Here is an 18,334-nt window from a genome sequence, read left to right as displayed (position 1 = left end):
CGTCTTCGGCGGTCAGGATGAGCAGGCGCTGCCGATAGCGGCAGGCGTTCAACTGATCCACGATTTTTCGCTGATCCACGATGACATCGAGGATAACAGCCCCGTCCGCCGTGGTCGCAAAACGGCCTGGACCATCTGGGGCGTGCCCCAGAGCATCAACACGGGCGACGGCATGTTTGCCCTGGCGCACGTTTCGATCCACAGGCTGAGCGACGCGGGCGTTGCGCCGCAGCGCGTGCTGCGTATCCTGCGCGATTTCGAGCAGATGATCCTGCACATCTGCGAGGGCCAGTACCTCGACATGTCGGCAGAGGGCCAGATGGACGTGTCGGTCGAGCGCTACATCCACATGATCCGGCGCAAAACGGCGATGCTGGCAGCGGCGGCAACCGCCCTGGGCGCGCGCGTTGCCACCGACGACGAGGCGCAGATCGCGGCGCTGTGGGAGTTTGGCGAGGCACTGGGGCTGGCGTTTCAAATGCGCGACGATCTGCTCGACATCTGGGGCGATCCCCAGGTGACGGGCAAGCCCTACGCCGCCGATCTGGTGCAGCGCAAGATGAGCCTGCCGGTGATTCACGGCCTGGCACAGGCCAGCCCGGCCGATCGCGAGCAGTTCGTGACGCTCTACCGACAGCCTGCGCTCAGCCGCTCCGATCTTGAGAGCTTGCTGGCGATCCTGGGCCGGACTGGATCGCGGGGCTACGTTGAGGAGCTGGCCCGCGCCGAGTGCGATCGGGCGACGCGGGCGCTGGATTGCGTGGAGCCTGTCGATCGTGCGGCGCTCGACGAGCTGCGCGCGCTGGCGGAGCAGCTCTTGGGACGCACCTACTGAGGCATGGCGCGACCGATCCATATTTTGTTCATCACCGGCGAGTATCCTCCGGCGGTCGGCGGCGTGGGCGACTACACGCGCCAGCTTGGGCGCGCGCTGATCGACCGTGGGCAGCGGGTGAGCGTGCTGACGAGTGCTCCGGCCAACGAGCAGGACGATCGGAGCGAGCCCGCCGTGATCCCGCTGGGCACGACCTGGAGCTGGCCGATGTGGCGGCAGGCGCTCCGCGTGATCCGCCTGCTGACGCCCGATGTGGTGCATATTCAGTACCAGACCGGCGCGTACGCGATGCATCCGGCGATCAACCTGCTGCCCTGGCGCATCCGCCGCCTGCCGCAGCGACCACGCATCGCTGTCACTGCCCACGATCTGCGCCTGCCCTACCTGCTGCCGAAAGCCGCGCCGCTGCGCGCCTGGGTCACGGCGCGCCTCTTCGACGACGCAGACGCGCTGATTCTGAGCAACGCCGAAGACCAGCGGCGAGCGCGCGGCCAATCCCCGCCCGATCGCGAGCTATTTTCGCCGCGCTCGGCGGTAGGGGTGCCAACCACGGTTATTCCGATCGGCACCAACATCACGCCGCAGCCACACCACGGCTACGATCGGGAGCGCTGGCGCGGGCGGCTCGGCCTAGCGCCGGATACAGTCCTGCTGGCGTACTTTGGATTGCTCAACCGATCGAAGGGCGTGCTTGATCTGCTCGCCGCGCTGGCGGAGCTGCCGCCGCGCTTCAGGCTGCTGATTATTGGTGGGGCCGCGCCGCTGCCTGAGGATCAGCGCTATGCCGCCGAGGTGCAGGCGACAATCGTCGAGCGGGGTCTGAGCGAGCGCGTTCAGATCACGGGGCCATGCACCGAGGCCGAGGTTTCGGGCCATCTGCTGGCCGCCGACATGACGGTCCTGCCGTTTCTCGACGGCGCATCCTACCGGCGCGGCAGCCTGCTGGCGGCGCTGGCCCACGGCACGCCGACGATCACCACGGCGCCGCCGACGCCGCTCGATCCGCCATTGGAGGACGGTGCTCATGCGCTGGTGCTGCCGAAGGCCGATGCTGTCCTGCTACGGGCGGCGATCGAGCGACTGGCAGCGGATCGCGCGCTTCAGGCCAGGATGGCAACCGGCGCGCGTGTCGTAGCCGCCGCTTTCGGCTGGCCCGGCATCGCGGAGCGGCACGAAGCGTTGTATCATACACTTTTGGGAGCAATACACGAGAAAGCAGAGCTATGATCGAACTACGTCGCGCCTTTGTCGTCGCCTGTGGCCTGACGCTGCTGGTGCTGGCGCTGCTGACCGGCTGTGATTTTAGATCGCCCGTAACGCCGATGCCTGAGGAGCAGACGCCAGCGGCGACAACCACCGGGACAACCACCGCCGATACCACGCCGCGCCGCCCGGAGGCATCGCCCACGCCGAGCGTGCCCCAGGGCGGCGCGCTCACGCTGCGAATTCAAGCGGATATTCCCGATCTCAAGCCCTGGGATCTGCGCAGCCGGGGCGAAGAATACGCCGCCGATCTGATGTATAACGGCCTGGTTCGTCTCGACGCGCAGCTCCAGCCGCAGCCCGATCTGGCGGAGAAATGGGAAATCTCGCCCGACGGCGGCCTGATCACCTTTACGATCCGCAGCGGCGTTACCTGGCACGACGAGCGACCGCTGACCTCGGACGATGTGCTGTGGACGCTGAATATGCTGCGCACGATCACGCCGACCAACGCGCTGCTCGCCGATCTGCGCGCGCACATCGGGCAGGTCCGCTCGCCGATCACCCAGACCGTCGTGGTATCGCTGACGCAGCCGTACGCGCCGCTGCTGAGCGAGCTAGCCGTCCCGATTTTGCCCCGGCACCGGCTGCAAAGCCGCACCCCGGAGCAGATCAGCCAGCTCAACTTCTGGGATGTGCCGATCGGCAGCGGCCCGTTCGCACTCGACAGGCGCGAGCCCAATCAGTCGATCGCGTTTGTGCGCAATGCCAACTTCTTCCGAGGCGCGCCCAATCTGGAGCAGGTGGCGCTGGTCGTCGCGCCCGCCGCTACTGTCGCCGCCGATGCGCTGAGCGACGAGCAGTTGCTCGCCGGCGAGTTTCCCGACGCGACGCAGCCGTTCTCCGGCACTGCCACGCCCGACAGCCTGCGCAGCGGCGCGTACCAGGAGCATGGCTGGTATGGAGTTGTGTTCAACGTCCGTCCCGATCACCTCTTCTCGGATATGCGGCTGCGTGAGGCGCTGTCTCGCGCCGTCGATGTCGAGGCGCTGGTGGCGGATGTAACCCAAGGGCGCGGCGAGCCGATCGCGACCACACTCTCCAAGACAGCGTGGGCTTATCCCGCCGATCTGTCGCTTCCCTCACACAACGTAGACGAGGCCCGCCGCCTGCTGGATGAGGCGGGCTGGACCGCCGGGCCGGATGGCGTGCGGCAGAAGGACGGCAGGGCGCTGTCCGCCAAGCTGTGGGTGCGCGGCGACGACCAGCGTCGGCTGGCGGCGGCGCTGCGCATCGCCCAGGCGGCTGAGGCGATCGGTATGCGGCTTGAGGTAACGCCGGCCAACTTCGACACGGTGATCCTGACCAAGCTCGCGCCGCCCTACGATTTCGATCTGCTGCTCGGCAGCTGGGTCAACGCGCCCAACTCGGCGGGCTTTGCCAGCTATCGCTTCTACGATCCCGACGACTTTACGCTCTTCCACTCGTCGCGCGTCTGGCGCGGCCAGGGCGATCCACGCACCGGCCTGCGTAACGTAGGCGGCTTCAGCAACGCCGAGTACGATCAGGCCGCAGAGCAGGCGCGCGCCAGCTACGATCCTGCCGCCCGCGCCCAGGCGATTCAGACGATCCAGACGATTCTGGCGCGCGAGCATCCCTACCTGCTGCTGTGGTCCGACCGTATCGCCGTGCTGCTGAACGAGCGTGTGACCAGCGAGGACGGCGCGATCCCGCTCGATACGCCGCGCTACCTGTGGAACGTCGAGCGCTGGTACCTCCGGCCATAAGCTGCACGTGCGGCAAATACAAAGCGGACGTGTCAATCGACACGTCCGCTGATTCGTTTCGGAGGCTGATTTAGACGAAAACGTCGGTCATCTCCTTGAGCAGCTCGCTGGCTCGCGCCGGTTTGATGTTGCGCTCACGAACCATCTGCTCGGCAACCAGATCGACCAGCGCGCCGGTCGCGCCCGCGCTCATGGCAATCTGCCGCGCGTGGAGCGCCATATGACCCTGCTGAATCCCCTCGGTCGCCAGGGCGCGCATTGCGGCGATGTTGGAGGCCAGGCCCGCGCAGACACAGACCTCGGCCAGATCACGCGCCGACTGGACGTTGAGCAGCTTGAGCGCTGCCTGCGCCGCCGGATGCACCTTGGTCGCGCCGCCGACAATACCCACCGCCAGCGGCATCTCAAGCTCGCCCACGAGATTGCCCCGCTCGTCGCGATACCATGTGCTGAGCGAGGTGTAGCGCCCGCTGCGGGCGGCGTAGGCGTGCGCGCCCGCCTCGATCGCGCGCCAGTCCTGGCCGGTGGCGATCAGCACCGGGTCGATCCCGTTCAGAATGCCCTTATTGTGGGTCGTCGCGCGGTACGGATCGACGGCGGCAAACGCATAGGCGTGCAGCATCCCATCGATCACTTCGTCGCCGGTCATGTCGGGGCGCTCAAGCACGGCGGGCGAGATAACCACTGTGGCCTTCGCCAGCCGCCGATCGGTCAGATTCGACAGAATGCGCAGATAGGCCCGTCCACCGGTCAGCCGCTCCAGCATCGGCGCGACCGCCTCGGCCATCGAGTTGATCGCGTTCGCGCCCATCGCGTCCAGGCAATCGACCACCAGGTGCACCACCAGCATCGGGCCGGTGGGCGACGTGGGGAAATAGTAAACTTCGACATCTTCAGCGCCGCCGCCAAGCTTGACCAGCGCCGTGCTCTGGGCGTTGGCGAGCGCCAGGATCTCGTCGCGATGCGTCAGAATCGCGGCGCTCGCGGTATCCGGCTCCGCGATATTCACCAGTTGAACCTGGCCGATCATCAGCGCGCGGGTGCTGGACGTGTAAAAGCCGCCGGACTCGCGGACCAGCTTGGCGGCGAAGGACGCGCCCGCGACGATCGAAGGCTCTTCGACCGCCATCGGGATCAGCTTATCCTGATCGTTGATCCGAAAGTTCGTCGCCACACCCAGTGGTAGCTCGAATGTCCCGATCACGTTCTCGATCATCTTATCGGCACGTTCTACCGAGAGGACGCCGTTGCCGCCACGCAGCATGGTCAAGTCCGCCTCGTTCAAGCCGTCGAAAGACTTGACCTCTTGCAATCGCTGTTGCGGTGAAAGCTGGTAAAACCCAGCGATGCGTGAGTTTTTAGTGCCCATAAATCTCTCTTAACTTTCTTTGTGAATAAATCCACATATACGATATACTCGGTTCATTGTACCAGCCAACCCCATCCAAACCGGCTGATAAACCTGTCAAAACCTCTCAAAGACACGTGCGAACCTCTCGCAGAGGCGTTTGCAGGCTCTTTCCGAGCATGGTAGGATGCGCCGCATGCAGATCTATCGAGTGTTTCGGCTGATCATAGTGGGCCTGCTCAGCAGCCTCCTGGCGGCATGTGCCAACGAGCTACCGCCCGCGCTCCCAACGCCGACCGTGGCACCGCGCGCTGTCGTCGTGCCGATTACAAGCGTGCTGGCAGAGCCGCAGCGCTGGAGCGGCCAGACGATCACCGTCGTCGCGCCGACGATGGTTAAGAATGACGATCGTGTGCTCATGTCGGCGCTGGCGGATAGCCCGGTATCGTCACCAGGACAGGCCCAGCAGATGATCTGGCTGGCCGAGCCTCCACCGGATGCGATCCGCAGCCAGCTTACCGACGGCACAGGCGTGCTGAAAGTGCGCGGCCAGCTCAGCCCACCGGGAGCATATGGGCGTGAGCAGCGCTTCCCATACCAGATCAGCCCTGAAAGCGTTGAGGTCTTGCAGCCGGAGCGTACAACCCTGGTCAATCTGGTGCAAAATCCCCGCGCGCTCGATCGCATCCTGCTGACTGTGGAAGGAACGCTGCTGGCGCAACAAAGCTCGGCGCTGCTGGTGGATAAAGTTTCGGAGGGCGGCGTGCCCGTGGGGTTGAATCAGATTAAGCTGCCATACGCGACGATCGATCAGGCGCTGCTGGACCGGCTTAAGCGTTCGGGTGAGGTGCGCTGGGGTGCCGTGCACGTGATCGGCTGGTGGCAGGATGGCACGCTCACGCCGTTCAAGATTACGCTGGCCGAATCACCCTAGCCTGTAGACAAGGTTACGTGTCGAGCGGCATACGATATACGATCGTAGCAGGTGAAGAATCGTTAAAACGTCAAAGGTGTGAGTACTACCGCAAAAAGGACCGCTATGATAGGAGGTCATAGGTAGCACTCAGTACTGATGGCGTATTGTCGGCGTAGCGGAGATTCGGTATCCTAGTACACGTACCAAGTGTTGTAGAGGAGCAGCACCTACCTACATCGCAGTTCATCGCACTCACATCGTACCACATCGTTGCATCTTCGGTTTTACGACGTTTCATCGTAGCTTACATTCTAACTACGCCGTAGAGCCTTCATCCCAGCACGCTATAGTCACATTCTACTTCGTCGCAGCCACATTGCAGCCTCTGCTCCTCTGCGGAATCTTTGTTCACAACACACCCGTCACTTGTACGAATAAAGCAGGCCCGTCAATCGGGCCTGCTTTTGTATTGTCGCTCGTTCGATCCTGTACGCCAACGCAGTACTCGATCGTCGGCTATGGACGCTGCTCGTCAACCGACAGGAACGCGATCAGCGCGTCGATCTCGTCTTGCGCAAGATTGAGGTTCGGCATCTGCGTATTCAGACGCACCGCCTGTGGATTACGCAGCCAGCGCTGCACAAACTCCGGGTTGGGCTGGTAGCGCGTCAGATCCGGGCCGATATGGGGCTCATTGAAGCCGGTTGTAGTGGCGGCATGATAATGGCATCTTGCACAGCCTTTCGCCATAAAGAGCGCCCTGCCACGCTCCGCATCATTGTGCGGCGTCGCAGGCGAGAGCGCAGCGCCAGCAGGAGCGCTAGACGTGTTGGGCGCGGTGGACCACAGCAGCGCCAGCACCAGCGCCGCGACCGCCCAGATGCCGAGCGTGAGCACACGGTTACGCATACGTACACCTCTTGCGAACAGGCTTCGTCTCAGCCAGCGCGCCTGCGAACTATACCCGGCTGTGGGTTCCAGCCGTCTCGTCGGGGGAACGCGCGTAGCCCGCGTATCGGCTGCCCAACCGTCGCGTCAACGATTCGCGCTGCACAAACGCCGTCAGCGCCAGCGCCGCGATGATCACCAGCGCGCTGATCCCCCACACACGCAGCGATCGATCGCTGAGGATGCCGGTGCTGACTGCCGAGCTTTGGGGAGCCACAGCCTCGCTACCCTGCTGAGCCGTGTTAGCGGACTTGCTGGCGGCGGCTACGACGAACGTGCCGAGCTTGGTGCCTTCAAACGGCGGCGGTATAATCTCTATCTCCCACGAGCCAGCGCTGGGAAACGTCACATCGACCACAAAATGTCCTACCGGGCCTTCTTTGCGCGCGGTAGCCTCAAGTGTCTCGCCGGTCGTCGTGTTTCTAGCCATCAGGAGCGGCTGCAATGCCTCGGTGCCGAAGGGATTCGTGTCGATCGGGGTAACGCCATGCTGCCGGACCATAAAGCCGAGGCTGAGCGCTTTCCCGGCCTGCATGTCGGACGGCAACGAGTCGAGCGTCACCACGGCCCAGCCGCCAGCCAGCGCGGGCGTCGTCAGCGCCAGCATCGCCGCAACCAAGAGCCACTGCCAAACGGATCGTCGTAGCATAACCGCACCTCCCAGTATCGGATACTCGATCCTGTGCCGAGTATGGGATTTGATGTCCTAGATACACCGATAGGCCGCCTGAGGTTCCCTGGCGCAGGCCATCGGCACGCTCAGCGCAGCGACTCCGCGACGCGGATCGCCTCCGCCTCCGAGAGATCGGTTTCGAGCCGGTAGGTGATTGTGCCCTCGGTCCAGATCAGCACGTGCCCCTCGACCAGCCGCCGGAACACAGCATCACCGGAGCGCGTGATCAAGAAATGCCGCCCCTCGGCCCACAGCGCCGGTCGACCGTTGACCGTCGTGGATTTGATGTTCTCCGGGCGGCTCTTTTCGGCGTACGGGCCGGGCGGGATCTGGTACAGGCTGAGCCGCACGCGATCGGGCTGCGCCTGATCCAGCCAGACCACGATCAGCACGGGCTCGCCGAAATCCTGAACAAACACCCTGGGAGATCCAAGATCGGCGGGATACGTCGGCAGGCGGATCGGGAAGTCGAGTCGCTCCTGCGCCTCGGCCAGCGTCGTCTCGCCCTCAAGGTCGAGCACCGAGGAGGCCGGTGTCGCCGTGATCGTGGTCTGCGCGGACATTGGGCCAGTCGCCGTGGGCGGCGGCATGATCGCGGATGTCGCTGTGGGCGGCGGCATGATTGTGGTCTGCGCAGACGTTGAGGCAGGAGTCGGCGGCAGCGGCGTGGCCGTCGGCTCGACCAACAGGATACGTACCGCGCCGATGCGCAGCACCTCCAGAATGCCAGCGCGGACGGGCGGCACCAGCAGCAGCCCGGCGATCAGCAGGCTTAGCGCAGCCAGCGCCCAGACCATACGGCGGCGCTCAACCGGACGCCGGGCCTGTCGAGCGAGAAGTTGACGGCTGACGGCACCTGCAATATCGGGCGTCGGCGGATAGCTGAACGAGCGCGCCGTTTCCTCAAGCTGGGGTGCCCATCGATCAACAGGTTGCTCGCTCATACGTCGCGCACCTCTCGCAAGCCGGGAAACTCACGCTCGACCACCGCGCGCAGCCGGTTGATCGCCCGGTGCAGCCGTGATTTAACCGTTCCAGAAGCGATATTTAACGTCGATGCCATTTCGGCCTCGGACTGATCCAAAAAATAGCGCAGATAGATGACCTGCTGATCGGCTACGCTCAAGCGACGGACGGCCTGCCAGAGGATCTGGCTCTCCCAGCGCCGCGCGCTTTGCCCCTCGATGCCTGGCGCAGATTCGGGTGCGGCCTGAAACATCCGGCGCGCAGCCGCGAGATAGCGCCCGATCGCGCGACGCCGGTTATGGGCTAGATTGGTTGCGATGCGCAGCAGCCAGGGGCGGAGCGGACGCGACAGATCGAATCGGTCGAGCGCGTCGAACGCCCGAATAAACGTCTCTTGCGCCACATCCTCGGCCTCGTCCGCGTCGCCCAGAAGCAGGTACGCCAGCCGAAAAACGGCATCCTGATGCTGGCGCACCACATGCTCCCAGGCCGCTCCGTCTCCCTGCTGAGCGCGGGCAGTCAGGTCAGACTCATCCACAAGAACCTCTAGAAGTCCGTTGCCTTAACTACACCGAAGCGTGGGATCGGGTTCCCGGCCTTGAGAGGCAGCTTGATCGAAAGAACAAGGAAGTAAGGGAACAAACAAAGAACCAAGAACAACGGAGAGCCGAGAACCGCGAACGAAGGAAGCTCGAAAGGCTGAACGTTGAACTCGAAACGTGGAACTTTATTCCAGCACGATCTCGCCACTTTTACCGCCGCGCTTTTCGGCCAGGCGGATGTCGGTCAGACGCATCCCGCGATCGACGGCCTTACACATATCGTAGATCGTGAGCGCGGCAACCGACACAGCGGTCAGCGCCTCCATCTCCACGCCGGTCTTACCGCTGGTGCGCACGGTGGCCTCGATCTGGAGCGTATGCTGGGCGACGACCGGCGTGATCGTCACATCGACATAGGAGAGCAGCAGCGGGTGGCAGAGCGGCACGAGGTCGCTGGTCTTTTTGGCGGCCATAATTCCGGCGATCCGCGCGGTCGTCAGCACGTCGCCTTTAGGCACACTGCCATTGAGGATCATCCTGAGCGTTGCGGGCTGCATCACCACCGCGCCACGGGCAATCGCCTCACGGGCCGTCTCCGCCTTGCCGCCGACATCGACCATATGCGCCTGTCCACGCTCGTCGAGGTGGGTCAGCCGCGCCGGAGCCTGAGCAGGCACCAGCGGCTCGGCCTGGCTCTCCTGGGCCTGCCCAGGCAGCGCGGCGCGCATCTTGGCGTAGAGCATGCCACGCTCGATGCCCATCGTTTGCAGCACGCCCAGCGCGGCGCTCCCCGGAATTTCCAGCAGCGCCAGCAACAGATGCTCAGTCTCAACCGAGGGCTGCCCTGCGGCGCGACTCAAGCGGTCGGCCATCTCGAAGATCTCCTGCGTGCGCTTCGTCCACTTCATGGGCGAGCCTTCAGCCGGATTGCGCCGCGAGCCGTAGCCCGCCAGCAGCTCCACGGCCTCCCGCACACGCGGCACCGTAACACCACAGCTCAGGAGCACCCGCGCGGCAACTGAGTCGGGAGTGCGGATCAGGGCCAGCAGCACGTGCTCGGTGCCGATGAGCGGCTGGCGGTAGGTGTTGGCTTCTTCCTGAGCCATCACCATCACGTTTTTCGCGTGGTCGGATAATCGCCGCATGAATGAAACCTGATTTGCCATCGTCTTCTCTCCTGATAGCTCCGGCCTACGCCGTATAGTAGCATAGAGGGAAGAACAAAGAACCGGGTACCCGCTGGGCGCACAAAGAACAAAACGATAGCACCAACGAACAATCGCTTAAATTCTTTGTTCCCTTGTTTCCTTATTCTCCTGCTCTCGGACCCCTGATTCGTGGCTTGGAGTACACTATAATGCAAACAAAGATCTGCCCCTTGAAAGGACGAGCATGCAACGACGAACGATATGGATAGTGGTTGGCGCGGTAGCAACAGTGCTGCTGCTGATGTGTGTGATTGTCGCCAGCATTGGCTTTTATTTGGTGCGCCAGCAGCAGCAGGTAGCCGATGTCTTTGCCACGATCAGCGCCGGGCTTGAGGCGACAGTCGAGGCGCAGCAAGTGCCGATGGGCACGCCGCTGGCGACAACCGGGCCGAGCGATCTCGACGATCAGCCAGCGACGCCAGCGCCCGACGCCACGCAAGCGACGCCGCGCAGCAGCGCAACACCGACCGCGAGCGTCGACCTCGGCGAGCTAGGCGATGCCCCGGATGCGGATGTCGCAGCGTCGCTGGTGGCGAGCAGCCGCGATACGCTGAATAATCATCCCGACGCCAGCCGCTACCGGATCAGCGCGGTGCTCGATCCGCAGGGGCACACGATCAGCGGAGCGCAGGCGGTGCGACTGACCAACACCGAGGATACGGCGCTGAGCGAGATCTACTTTCGGCTTTATGTCAACGCGCCGCACTACAACGAGGGCGAGATCACGGTCGAGGATGTGCAGATCGACGGCGCTGCGGCGCAGACCAGCCTGGAAGTCAACGATACGGCCCTGAAGATCGCGCTGCCGCAGCCGCTGCAAACCGGCCAATCGATCGAGGTCGGCATGCGCTTCACGACGACCGTGCCGGATTCGGGCGGCGGCTACGGCATCTTCAACGAGTCCAACGGCATATTTACGCTCTACAACTGGCATCCTGAGGTCGCGGTCTATGAGAAAGGCGGCTGGCTGCTCAACCCGGTCAGCGATCAGGGCGATCCGACCAACACCGACGCCGCGAACTATGAGGTAACATTTGCCGCGCCGCACGATGTCACCGTCGTCACCAGCGGCGTCAACGTCGAGCAGGAGCGGCAGGCCGACCGCACGGCGCACACGTTTGTGGCGGCACTCGCGCGAAACTTCGTGGTCGTGGCGGGCGAGCAGTTGCAGAGCGCCAGCCAGGATGTCGGCGGCGTCACCATCAGATCCTACTTCCTGCCGGAGAGCGCGCAGGGCGGACGCGCTGCGCTCCAAACTGCCGCGCGCTCGATCGAGCTGTTCGGCAAAGAGTTCGGGCCGTATCCATACAAAGAGCTGGATGTCGTGGAGGTTGAGCTGGGCGGCGGCGCGGCTGGCATGGAGTCGACCGGGCTGATCATGATCGGCAGCGAATACTACGATCCTGAGACGGCGGCTCCGCTCGCCCGGCTGGGCGGCACGCTCGAAGGCATCGAGGGCGCGGATATTCTGGCCTTCACCACGGCGCACGAGGTAGCGCACCAGTGGTGGTACGGCATCGTCGGCAGCGATGCCTACAAGCAGCCCTGGCTCGACGAGTCGCTCACCAACTGGTCGTCGGCGTTCTATGTCGATCAGGCGGTGGGCGACGACGCTGGCAAGATCGCCCGCGATCTGTTCATCGGCGTGCCCTACCGCGTCGTGCTGGGCGAGGGCGATCGGCGGCTGGATCAGCCGGTCGAGAGCTTCGACGATCAAGAGTATGGCGCGATCGTCTATGGCAAGGGCGCGCTGATGTACGACGTGCTGCGGCAAGAGCTGGGAGACGAGAAGTTCTTTGCGTTTCTGCGGCGCTACTACCAGGAGCAGCAGTTCGATCGAGCCGACAGCGACGAGTGGCTGCAAACGCTCAATCAGGTGGCAGGACAGGATATGACCGCCTTCTACCGCAAGTGGGTCGAAGGCGCCGCGATCCAGCCGAGCGATCTTCCGCCGGGCGGGCCGCTCAGCGAGCTATTTAGCGGCAGGCTCGAAAACCTGCTGCGCAGGCCGAATCGCCGCCCGCCGGGGAATGAGTAGACGAGAACCAAGACCCAAACGAAAGAACAAGGGAATAAGCGAACAAAAATTAACATCCTTGTTCGCTTGTTCGCTTGTTTTCTTGCGCCCCTGCTAGCGGGTACTGCCGCTGTATCGCCGCTGTATCGCTTTCGTGTACCGCTTAAACATTATCTTAATATTTGGTATTTGCTTTAATGCGCGTGTCGGTTCTCCACATCGACCGGCATGACTACCCGCAAAGGAGGTGACACGCATGAAAAAGATCAGCATCCGCAAGGCCGAGACGCTGAAGACCACCGCAGCCGCGTACCCCTGCTCCGCATGCATCTGGATTTGTGGCTCCGCCGAGGCATAATCCCACCCTTTCTGCACCCAGGACCGCCACGTCCGGGTGGCGGTTCTAGCTTTACCACAAGCGAGTCACACGATCGATGGGACCATACGCGACTGACACACGGGTTGCGATCTACCCATTCACGCGCCAGCCGGACGGCGAGGAAGTCGTCATTGGCCGGACGGATACCGCAACATTTTTAGCGCTGCCGCCGGATGCGGTAGAAATACTCGATCACCTCAGCGCTGGCAAGACCATTGGCGAGACACAAGCGCTGTATCACGAGAAGTATGGCGAGCTTCCCGACCTTGAAGATTTTCTCCAGCAGCTCGAAACCGAGGGCTTTGTCCTCCCGCTTGACGCCACGCACCCGCAGCCCTCGACCGACGATCTGCACGCCGCGTTCGCTTCGAGCACCAGCAAAAATGCGCCGGTTCGTTTTCACTTTGAACATGTTCCACAGCCCTTAGCGCAGCGCCTCTTCAGCCGTCCCGCGCTGATCGTGGCCGGGACGATCATCGTGCTGGCGCTGCTGGCGCTGAGCATCGAGCCTGGGATTCTGCCGGGCTGGCGAGCCTACTTTTTTAGAGAGCACTTCGCCTTGATGGGGATCGGGCTGATGCTGCTGGGCTATGGCACAACCTTTTTGCACGAGATGGCGCATCTGATCGCCGCGCGGGCGGCGGGCGTGTCGTCGCGGCTGGGCATCAGCAACCGGCTGTGGGTCGTGGTAGCGGAGACAGACATGACCGGCATCTGGTCGGTGCCGCGCAGCCAGCGCTACCTCCCGATCCTGGCCGGGCCGCTGCTGGACGCCGTGTGCGCCTCGCTGCTGACTCTGGGCTTCTTCGCCGAGATACGCGGCTGGATCGCGCTGCCCTCGGTGGTGGCGACGATCGGGCGGGCGCTGCTGCTGACATACCTGCTCAGCCTGCTCTGGCAATGCTACTTCTTCGTGCGCACCGACTTCTACTACGCTATCGCCAATCTCTTCAGGTGTAAAAACTTAATGGACGACACCGCCGACTTTTTGCGCAATCAGGTATCGCGCGCGGTGCCCACGATCCGCTACGTCGATCAATCGCAGATCCCGGCGGGCGAGATGCGCGCGATCCGCTGGTACAGCGCGATCTGGCTTGGCAGTCGGCTGGTGGCGCTGAGCGCCCTAATCTTTGTATCGCTGCCGCTGCTCTGGAACTATGGCCTGCTGGTTTTTACGATTTTGAGCGCAGGCTATCAGGCCGATCCGTATGGCTATCTGAATGTGCTGCTGGTAGCGCTGCTTACGCTGATCCATCTCAGTCTCGGCTTTGGCTTCTGGATTCGCAGCTTGATCACAGGAAGGAACTGATCGCATGAATTGGCAGTTTGGCATGCCCGTTGTCGCAAACGAGCGCGGCAGCCAGGTGATTCTTGTGGAAGCCGAGCCGGGACAGGCCCGTCGTGAGCGCTTGCAGCAATGGCTGGGCGAGGCGACCCAGCAGGGCGCGATGACCTGGCTGCTCTCGTGCGATCGTGATGAGGGCGGCCCCTGGGCCGGTCTTGGCGAACTCTTTGGAACGCTGCTCCCGACGCTGGAGGCTCAAAATCCCGCGCTGATCACGAAGCACGACTACGAGCTGGCCGTGGTGCTGCCCGCGATCCAGCGCACGCTCAAGGTCCGCAATCCCAGCCTGACGGAGCTGAGCCCCGACGCCGAGCGCACGCGCAACTACGCGGCGGATCGGGCGTTTCGGATCGTGCATGGGCTGATCGACCTGCTCGACGCCTGGTACAAGCTCGGGCCGGGCGCTCCCTGTGTGATCGCCTGCGATAGCTTGGATCGCGGCGGCGCGCTCGCGCGGCGCTTCTTCGTGGAGCTGATGCGGCGGCGCGGCAGGCAACTGCGGCTGACGCTGCTGGTGACGGCCAGCCCCGGCCAGGGCGAGCAGATCGGCGAGGTGTTCTCGAACCACCTCAGCCATACGATCCGCCTGGACCTGCCGCCCGATCCGCCCTCGGACGTATCACCGGAGGAGATGGCCCGCCGCGCGCAAGAGCTGACCGAGCAATCGCGCAAAGATCTGATTGAGCGTGAGATCCTGGTGCCGCGCCTGATCACGTGCTGGCAGCAGAGCAACCAGCCCGAAAAAGCGCTCAACCCGCAGCTCTACGCCTTCACGATCTACGCCACGCGCGGCTTTTACGAGGATGCGCTGGTGTACGGCGAGGCCGCGCTCAAGCTGCTTGAGCAGCACTATCCCGACAACCTGCAAAAGCGGCTTGAAATTTACATGAAAATGTTCAACTGCTACGCCGGTCTTAACCAGGGACTTGAGGGCCTGCGGCTGGCCGAGCTAGCCTTATCGCTGACAGACGATCCTGAGTACGTCTTTGCCTGGTGCTACGTCATGGCGATGCTCTACAGCCGCTATCTGCCGGATCGCGACCTCGCGAAGGCCGAGGCGTATCTGGATCGCGGCCTCAAAGAGCTGGCCCGCACCAGCCTGCCGGACCATATCAAGTTCTTTCAAACGGCCTTCAATCGCAACGGCCTAGCGCTGGTGCGGCACTTCCAGCGGCGGCCCGAAGACGCGATCGAGCTATGTCAATCCAGCTTCGACAAGCTGCAAGAGGAGCTAGGGCCGGACGAGTTTCTGCTCCATCGATCGGTGCTGCTGTACAACATTGCCCAGGTCTATGCCCAGACTGGCCCGTACGAAGAGGCGATTGCATACTACACCGCGACCATGAAGATCGATCCGAACTACTCGGAGTACTACAACGAGCGCGGCAACGTGTATCTTAAGATGGGTCGGCTGGAAGAAGCGATTGGCGACTACATGCAGGCGATCGAGCTAAGCCCGCCGTACATGGAGGTCTGGACCAATCTGGGGCAGTGCTACGCGCTGATGGGCCGCTGCGAGGAGGCGATCGACGCCTACAGCCGCGCGATCGACCTCGACCCGCATCAAACGCTGCCCTTCGTGGGCCGTGCCCAGGCATGTGAGGCGCTGGGCCATTCCGTGGCGGCGCTGGGCGACTACAGCGCGGCGCTTGAGCTGAATCCCAGGCAGCCGGAGGTTTTGGCGAATCGCGCCGTGCTGCGCTACGAGTCCGGCGATGTTGCCGAGGCGCTGCACGATGTGAGCCAGGCGCTTGCTCTCGCGCCCGACATGGCCGATCTGTATCAGAATCGCGCGGTGGCGCTGGCCGATCTGGGACGCATCGATGAGGCGATGCGCGATCTGCGGACCTACCTGAAGCTGCGTCCCGACGCCGAGGATCGGCTTGAGGTGGAGCAGCGGCTCGCGGATCTTCAGGCAGGCCCGCTGGTAGCGTAGCGCGGCGTATGCATACACCATCATCGGGACGGATCGGGGCATACCGCAATATGCCCCCGACGAACATGTCCCAACGAGCAGTAACCTTTGCTCGAAATACTTGACTGTTCGTCATTAGAGGATTTATAGTGTTATTGCCGTATAGATTTACGAACATATGTGCTATAATACCCTTGCAAGCTTGTTATATATAACGGAATGCTAAAGATGCCTGCGGTAAACCCAAAAATCTTAATATGGGCACGGGAAACGGCAGGATTAACACTTGAGGCTGCCGCGCACTCACTTGGGTTTAGTGACACGCGCAATAAAACTGCTGCCGAAAAACTTGCTGTATTTGAATTGGGCGAAGAGGAACCTAGCCGACAGCTACTACAGAAAATGTCACAAAAGTACCGACGCTCTCTATTAGCTTTCTACCTCAGTGAGCCGCCCAAGCAGGGCGATCGGGGACAAGATTTCCGTACTGTACGAGGCGGACAAGCTGGTAGTGATAATGCATTGCTGGATGCCCTTATTCGGGAACTCAAAACCAGGCAAAGTATCGTAAAATCCTTGCTGGAAGATGAGGAAGCTGAACCTCTTTCCTTTATAGGTTCCATGCACATGGATGATCGTCCAGAGACAGTTGCCCAGAGCATTCAATCCACAACCAGCTTTAGTCTCACACAGTTTCGTGCAGCGAAAAATGGCGAGGATGCTTTTAGGTATCTTCGCAACCGGATGGAAGCCGTCGGTATATTTGTGTTACTAGCCGGTAATCTAGGAACTCACCATACAGCCATTCCCATCGAAATTTTCCGTGGGTTTGCGATTGCTGATCCGATTGCACCGTTCGTAGTCGTCAACGATCAAGACGTTACTTCTGCAAGATGCTTTACCGTCCTTCACGAAGTAGCCCATTTATGGCTCGGCACAACGGGGGTGAGCAGCACATCCACTGAAACGCGCATAGAGCAATTCTGCAATGATGTGGCGGGAGAAGTTCTGCTGCCTACAGAAGAATTGCGTGAGCTGCATATGGTTCAAGCTGCCCCTCTTAGCGAAGCTCTCTCTATCCTCACCGACTTTGCTAGAGCAAGGCATATCAGCAGGGCTATGGTTGCTTATAAGCTCTTCCGTACCGGCAATATCAGCGAGGGGAAGTGGCGAGAGATTGATACAAGCATCCGTCAGGAATGGGAGGAGTGGCAAAGGGAGGGTAAAGAAAAGCGTTCCGAAGGCGGTCCTAGCTACTACGTTGTTCGTCGGCACTGGCTGGGGCCTGCACTGCTGAGTCTTGTAACACGCTCTATCAATGAAGGAACGCTGACACCAACAAAGGCGGGAAAGGTACTCGGCGTTAAGCCTAGAAATGTAGATCCGTTATTGCAAGGGCGCTCTGTCCGAGGAGAATTATAGTGCTGTATCTCCTCGATGCTAACGTCCTTATCACAGCGCATAATTCGTATTACGCGATTGACAGCATTCCTGAGTTTTGGGGATGGCTTGTACACATGGGGCAGACGAACCAAGTGAAGATCCCCATTGAGGTAATCGAAGAGATCCAGGACGGGACTAAAAATGATTTGCTTTACGATTGGATACGTGATCAGACGCACTTGGACGCCTTAACTCTGAATGAAGAAGTGGATGTTGCCCAATTACAACGAGTAATTTCCCAAGGATATGCACCTGATCTCACGGATGATGAAATCGAGTTGATTGGGCGTGATCCTTTTCTCGTAGCTTATGCCCTTGCGGGGCCAGATCGCTGCGTTGTTACCACTGAGGTATCGAAGCCATCCAAGAAACGGCAAAACAGAAAGTTGCCTGACGTTTGCAATGACTTTACGGTACAATGGTGCAATACGTTCACGTTCATCCGTCATCTTGGCTTTCGCACTTCATGGCGGGGTTGATATTTTAGCTACCAGGGTGATAATACTGTCATTTTACTTGTGTACAGCTTACAAGTAGCCACCGAACCAGGGCGTGATAATGAAGGTTTGCATATTAATCGGGATCGGATCATAGGGCAGCTTTAAAAATTAGCCCTATGATTGATGCAATCACCATCATCACGCCCCTATAAACATATCCGCAACTACCCTTTATGACTGGTTGCCGTTGAACCGCAGCGTCCGCGCGCTGCCATCGTCGGCGAAGCGCTGCGGCTCAGCACCGGCTACCTCGACGATCACCGTGCGCTGCGGCGGCGTGTATCGGCCCTCCCGCGCCGCGATCTCGAC

15 protein-coding genes and 1 pseudogene are annotated in these 18,334 nt (G+C 61.8%); 9 read left to right on the top strand and 7 right to left on the bottom strand.

What is annotated here, in order from left to right; genetic code table 11:
• From VFZ66_05215 to VFZ66_05205, 3 genes are all read left to right on the top strand, one after another.
• Nucleotides 1-835 (top strand): polyprenyl synthetase family protein (locus VFZ66_05215; protein ID HEX6288567.1); only part of this gene is annotated, 835 nt, incomplete at its 5' end.
• A 3-nt stretch (nucleotides 836-838) separates the two neighbouring features.
• Nucleotides 839-2,062 carry a glycosyltransferase family 4 protein gene (locus VFZ66_05210; GenBank protein ID HEX6288566.1) on the top strand — a complete coding sequence of 408 codons (1,224 nt, stop codon included), beginning with the start codon at nucleotides 839-841 and terminating at the stop codon, nucleotides 2,060-2,062.
• Nucleotides 2,059-3,825, top strand: a complete 1,767-nt coding sequence (locus VFZ66_05205) for a peptide ABC transporter substrate-binding protein (GenBank protein HEX6288565.1) — start codon at nucleotides 2,059-2,061, stop codon at nucleotides 3,823-3,825. Before VFZ66_05210 ends, VFZ66_05205 begins: the two co-directional genes overlap by 4 nt.
• A gap of 70 nt (nucleotides 3,826-3,895) precedes the next feature.
• Here VFZ66_05205 and VFZ66_05200 read toward each other — a convergent pair whose 3' ends face one another.
• Complete coding sequence (locus VFZ66_05200) at nucleotides 3,896-5,194, bottom strand: hydroxymethylglutaryl-CoA reductase, degradative (protein HEX6288564.1); 1,299 nt, start codon at nucleotides 5,192-5,194, stop codon at nucleotides 3,896-3,898.
• A 175-nt stretch (nucleotides 5,195-5,369) separates the two neighbouring features.
• On the opposite strand from VFZ66_05200, the gene VFZ66_05195 reads away from it, so the two are divergent.
• Nucleotides 5,370-6,107: a hypothetical protein gene (locus tag VFZ66_05195; protein HEX6288563.1), complete on the top strand. Its 738-nt coding sequence runs from the start codon at nucleotides 5,370-5,372 to the stop codon at nucleotides 6,105-6,107.
• A gap of 498 nt (nucleotides 6,108-6,605) precedes the next feature.
• On the opposite strand, the gene VFZ66_05190 is transcribed toward VFZ66_05195, so the two are convergent.
• From VFZ66_05190 to VFZ66_05165, 6 genes and pseudogenes are all read right to left on the bottom strand, one after another.
• On the bottom strand, nucleotides 6,606-6,998 hold the full coding sequence (locus VFZ66_05190; protein HEX6288562.1) for a c-type cytochrome: 393 nt from the start codon (nucleotides 6,996-6,998) through the stop codon (nucleotides 6,606-6,608).
• Nucleotides 6,999-7,047: 49 nt separating this feature from the next.
• Complete coding sequence (locus VFZ66_05185; GenBank protein HEX6288561.1) at nucleotides 7,048-7,686, bottom strand: hypothetical protein; 639 nt, start codon at nucleotides 7,684-7,686, stop codon at nucleotides 7,048-7,050.
• 110 nt (nucleotides 7,687-7,796) lie between these two features.
• On the bottom strand, nucleotides 7,797-8,654 hold the full coding sequence (locus tag VFZ66_05180; protein HEX6288560.1) for a hypothetical protein: 858 nt from the start codon (nucleotides 8,652-8,654) through the stop codon (nucleotides 7,797-7,799).
• Nucleotides 8,651-9,214 (bottom strand): sigma-70 family RNA polymerase sigma factor, encoded by a 564-nt coding sequence (locus VFZ66_05175; protein ID HEX6288559.1) that lies wholly within the window; start codon nucleotides 9,212-9,214, stop codon nucleotides 8,651-8,653. Before VFZ66_05175 ends, VFZ66_05180 begins: the two co-directional genes overlap by 4 nt.
• A gap of 189 nt (nucleotides 9,215-9,403) precedes the next feature.
• Nucleotides 9,404-9,895, bottom strand: a complete 492-nt coding sequence (moaC, locus tag VFZ66_05170) for a cyclic pyranopterin monophosphate synthase MoaC (GenBank protein ID HEX6288558.1) — start codon at nucleotides 9,893-9,895, stop codon at nucleotides 9,404-9,406.
• Nucleotides 9,896-9,979: 84 nt separating this feature from the next.
• Nucleotides 9,980-10,324: pseudogene (locus VFZ66_05165) on the bottom strand (Clp protease N-terminal domain-containing protein).
• Between the two features lie 286 nt (nucleotides 10,325-10,610).
• Between VFZ66_05165 and VFZ66_05160 the strand changes: the two are divergent.
• From VFZ66_05160 to VFZ66_05140, 5 genes are all read left to right on the top strand, one after another.
• Nucleotides 10,611-12,464, top strand: a complete 1,854-nt coding sequence (locus VFZ66_05160) for a M1 family metallopeptidase (GenBank protein ID HEX6288557.1) — start codon at nucleotides 10,611-10,613, stop codon at nucleotides 12,462-12,464.
• A gap of 413 nt (nucleotides 12,465-12,877) precedes the next feature.
• A complete protein-coding gene (locus VFZ66_05155; protein HEX6288556.1) occupies nucleotides 12,878-14,131 on the top strand; it encodes a hypothetical protein in 1,254 nt (417 codons plus the stop codon).
• Between the two features lie 4 nt (nucleotides 14,132-14,135).
• On the top strand, nucleotides 14,136-16,103 hold the full coding sequence (locus tag VFZ66_05150) for a tetratricopeptide repeat protein (protein ID HEX6288555.1): 1,968 nt from the start codon (nucleotides 14,136-14,138) through the stop codon (nucleotides 16,101-16,103).
• Between the two features lie 207 nt (nucleotides 16,104-16,310).
• Nucleotides 16,311-17,504, top strand: a complete 1,194-nt coding sequence (locus VFZ66_05145; GenBank protein HEX6288554.1) for an ImmA/IrrE family metallo-endopeptidase — start codon at nucleotides 16,311-16,313, stop codon at nucleotides 17,502-17,504.
• On the top strand, nucleotides 17,504-18,004 hold the full coding sequence (locus VFZ66_05140) for a DUF4411 family protein (GenBank protein ID HEX6288553.1): 501 nt from the start codon (nucleotides 17,504-17,506) through the stop codon (nucleotides 18,002-18,004). The genes VFZ66_05145 and VFZ66_05140 overlap by 1 nt, the downstream gene beginning before the upstream one ends.
• The last annotated feature ends 330 nt before the right edge of the window (nucleotides 18,005-18,334 follow it).

The sequence above is a fragment of the Herpetosiphonaceae bacterium genome (assembly GCA_036374795.1).
Lineage (GTDB): Bacteria > Chloroflexota > Chloroflexia > Chloroflexales > Kallotenuaceae > LB3-1.
The sequence above is the reverse complement of the archived record's forward strand: the minus strand, read 5'-3'. Positions and strand labels throughout refer to the sequence as shown.

Excerpts from the sequence above, each read along its gene's own strand:
- VFZ66_05210 (HEX6288566.1), top strand. The coding sequence starts at position 839 with ATGGCGCGACCGATCCATATTTTGTTCATCACCGGCGAGTATCCTCCG.
- VFZ66_05205 (HEX6288565.1), top strand. The coding sequence starts at position 2,059 with ATGATCGAACTACGTCGCGCCTTTGTCGTCGCCTGTGGCCTGACGCTG.
- VFZ66_05200 (HEX6288564.1), bottom strand. The coding sequence starts at position 5,194 with ATGGGCACTAAAAACTCACGCATCGCTGGGTTTTACCAGCTTTCACCG.
- VFZ66_05195 (HEX6288563.1), top strand. The coding sequence starts at position 5,370 with ATGCAGATCTATCGAGTGTTTCGGCTGATCATAGTGGGCCTGCTCAGC.
- VFZ66_05190 (HEX6288562.1), bottom strand. The coding sequence starts at position 6,998 with ATGCGTAACCGTGTGCTCACGCTCGGCATCTGGGCGGTCGCGGCGCTG.
- VFZ66_05185 (HEX6288561.1), bottom strand. The coding sequence starts at position 7,686 with ATGCTACGACGATCCGTTTGGCAGTGGCTCTTGGTTGCGGCGATGCTG.
- VFZ66_05180 (HEX6288560.1), bottom strand. The coding sequence starts at position 8,654 with ATGAGCGAGCAACCTGTTGATCGATGGGCACCCCAGCTTGAGGAAACG.
- VFZ66_05160 (HEX6288557.1), top strand. The coding sequence starts at position 10,611 with ATGCAACGACGAACGATATGGATAGTGGTTGGCGCGGTAGCAACAGTG.
- VFZ66_05155 (HEX6288556.1), top strand. The coding sequence starts at position 12,878 with ATGGGACCATACGCGACTGACACACGGGTTGCGATCTACCCATTCACG.
- VFZ66_05150 (HEX6288555.1), top strand. The coding sequence starts at position 14,136 with ATGAATTGGCAGTTTGGCATGCCCGTTGTCGCAAACGAGCGCGGCAGC.
- VFZ66_05145 (HEX6288554.1), top strand. The coding sequence starts at position 16,311 with ATGCCTGCGGTAAACCCAAAAATCTTAATATGGGCACGGGAAACGGCA.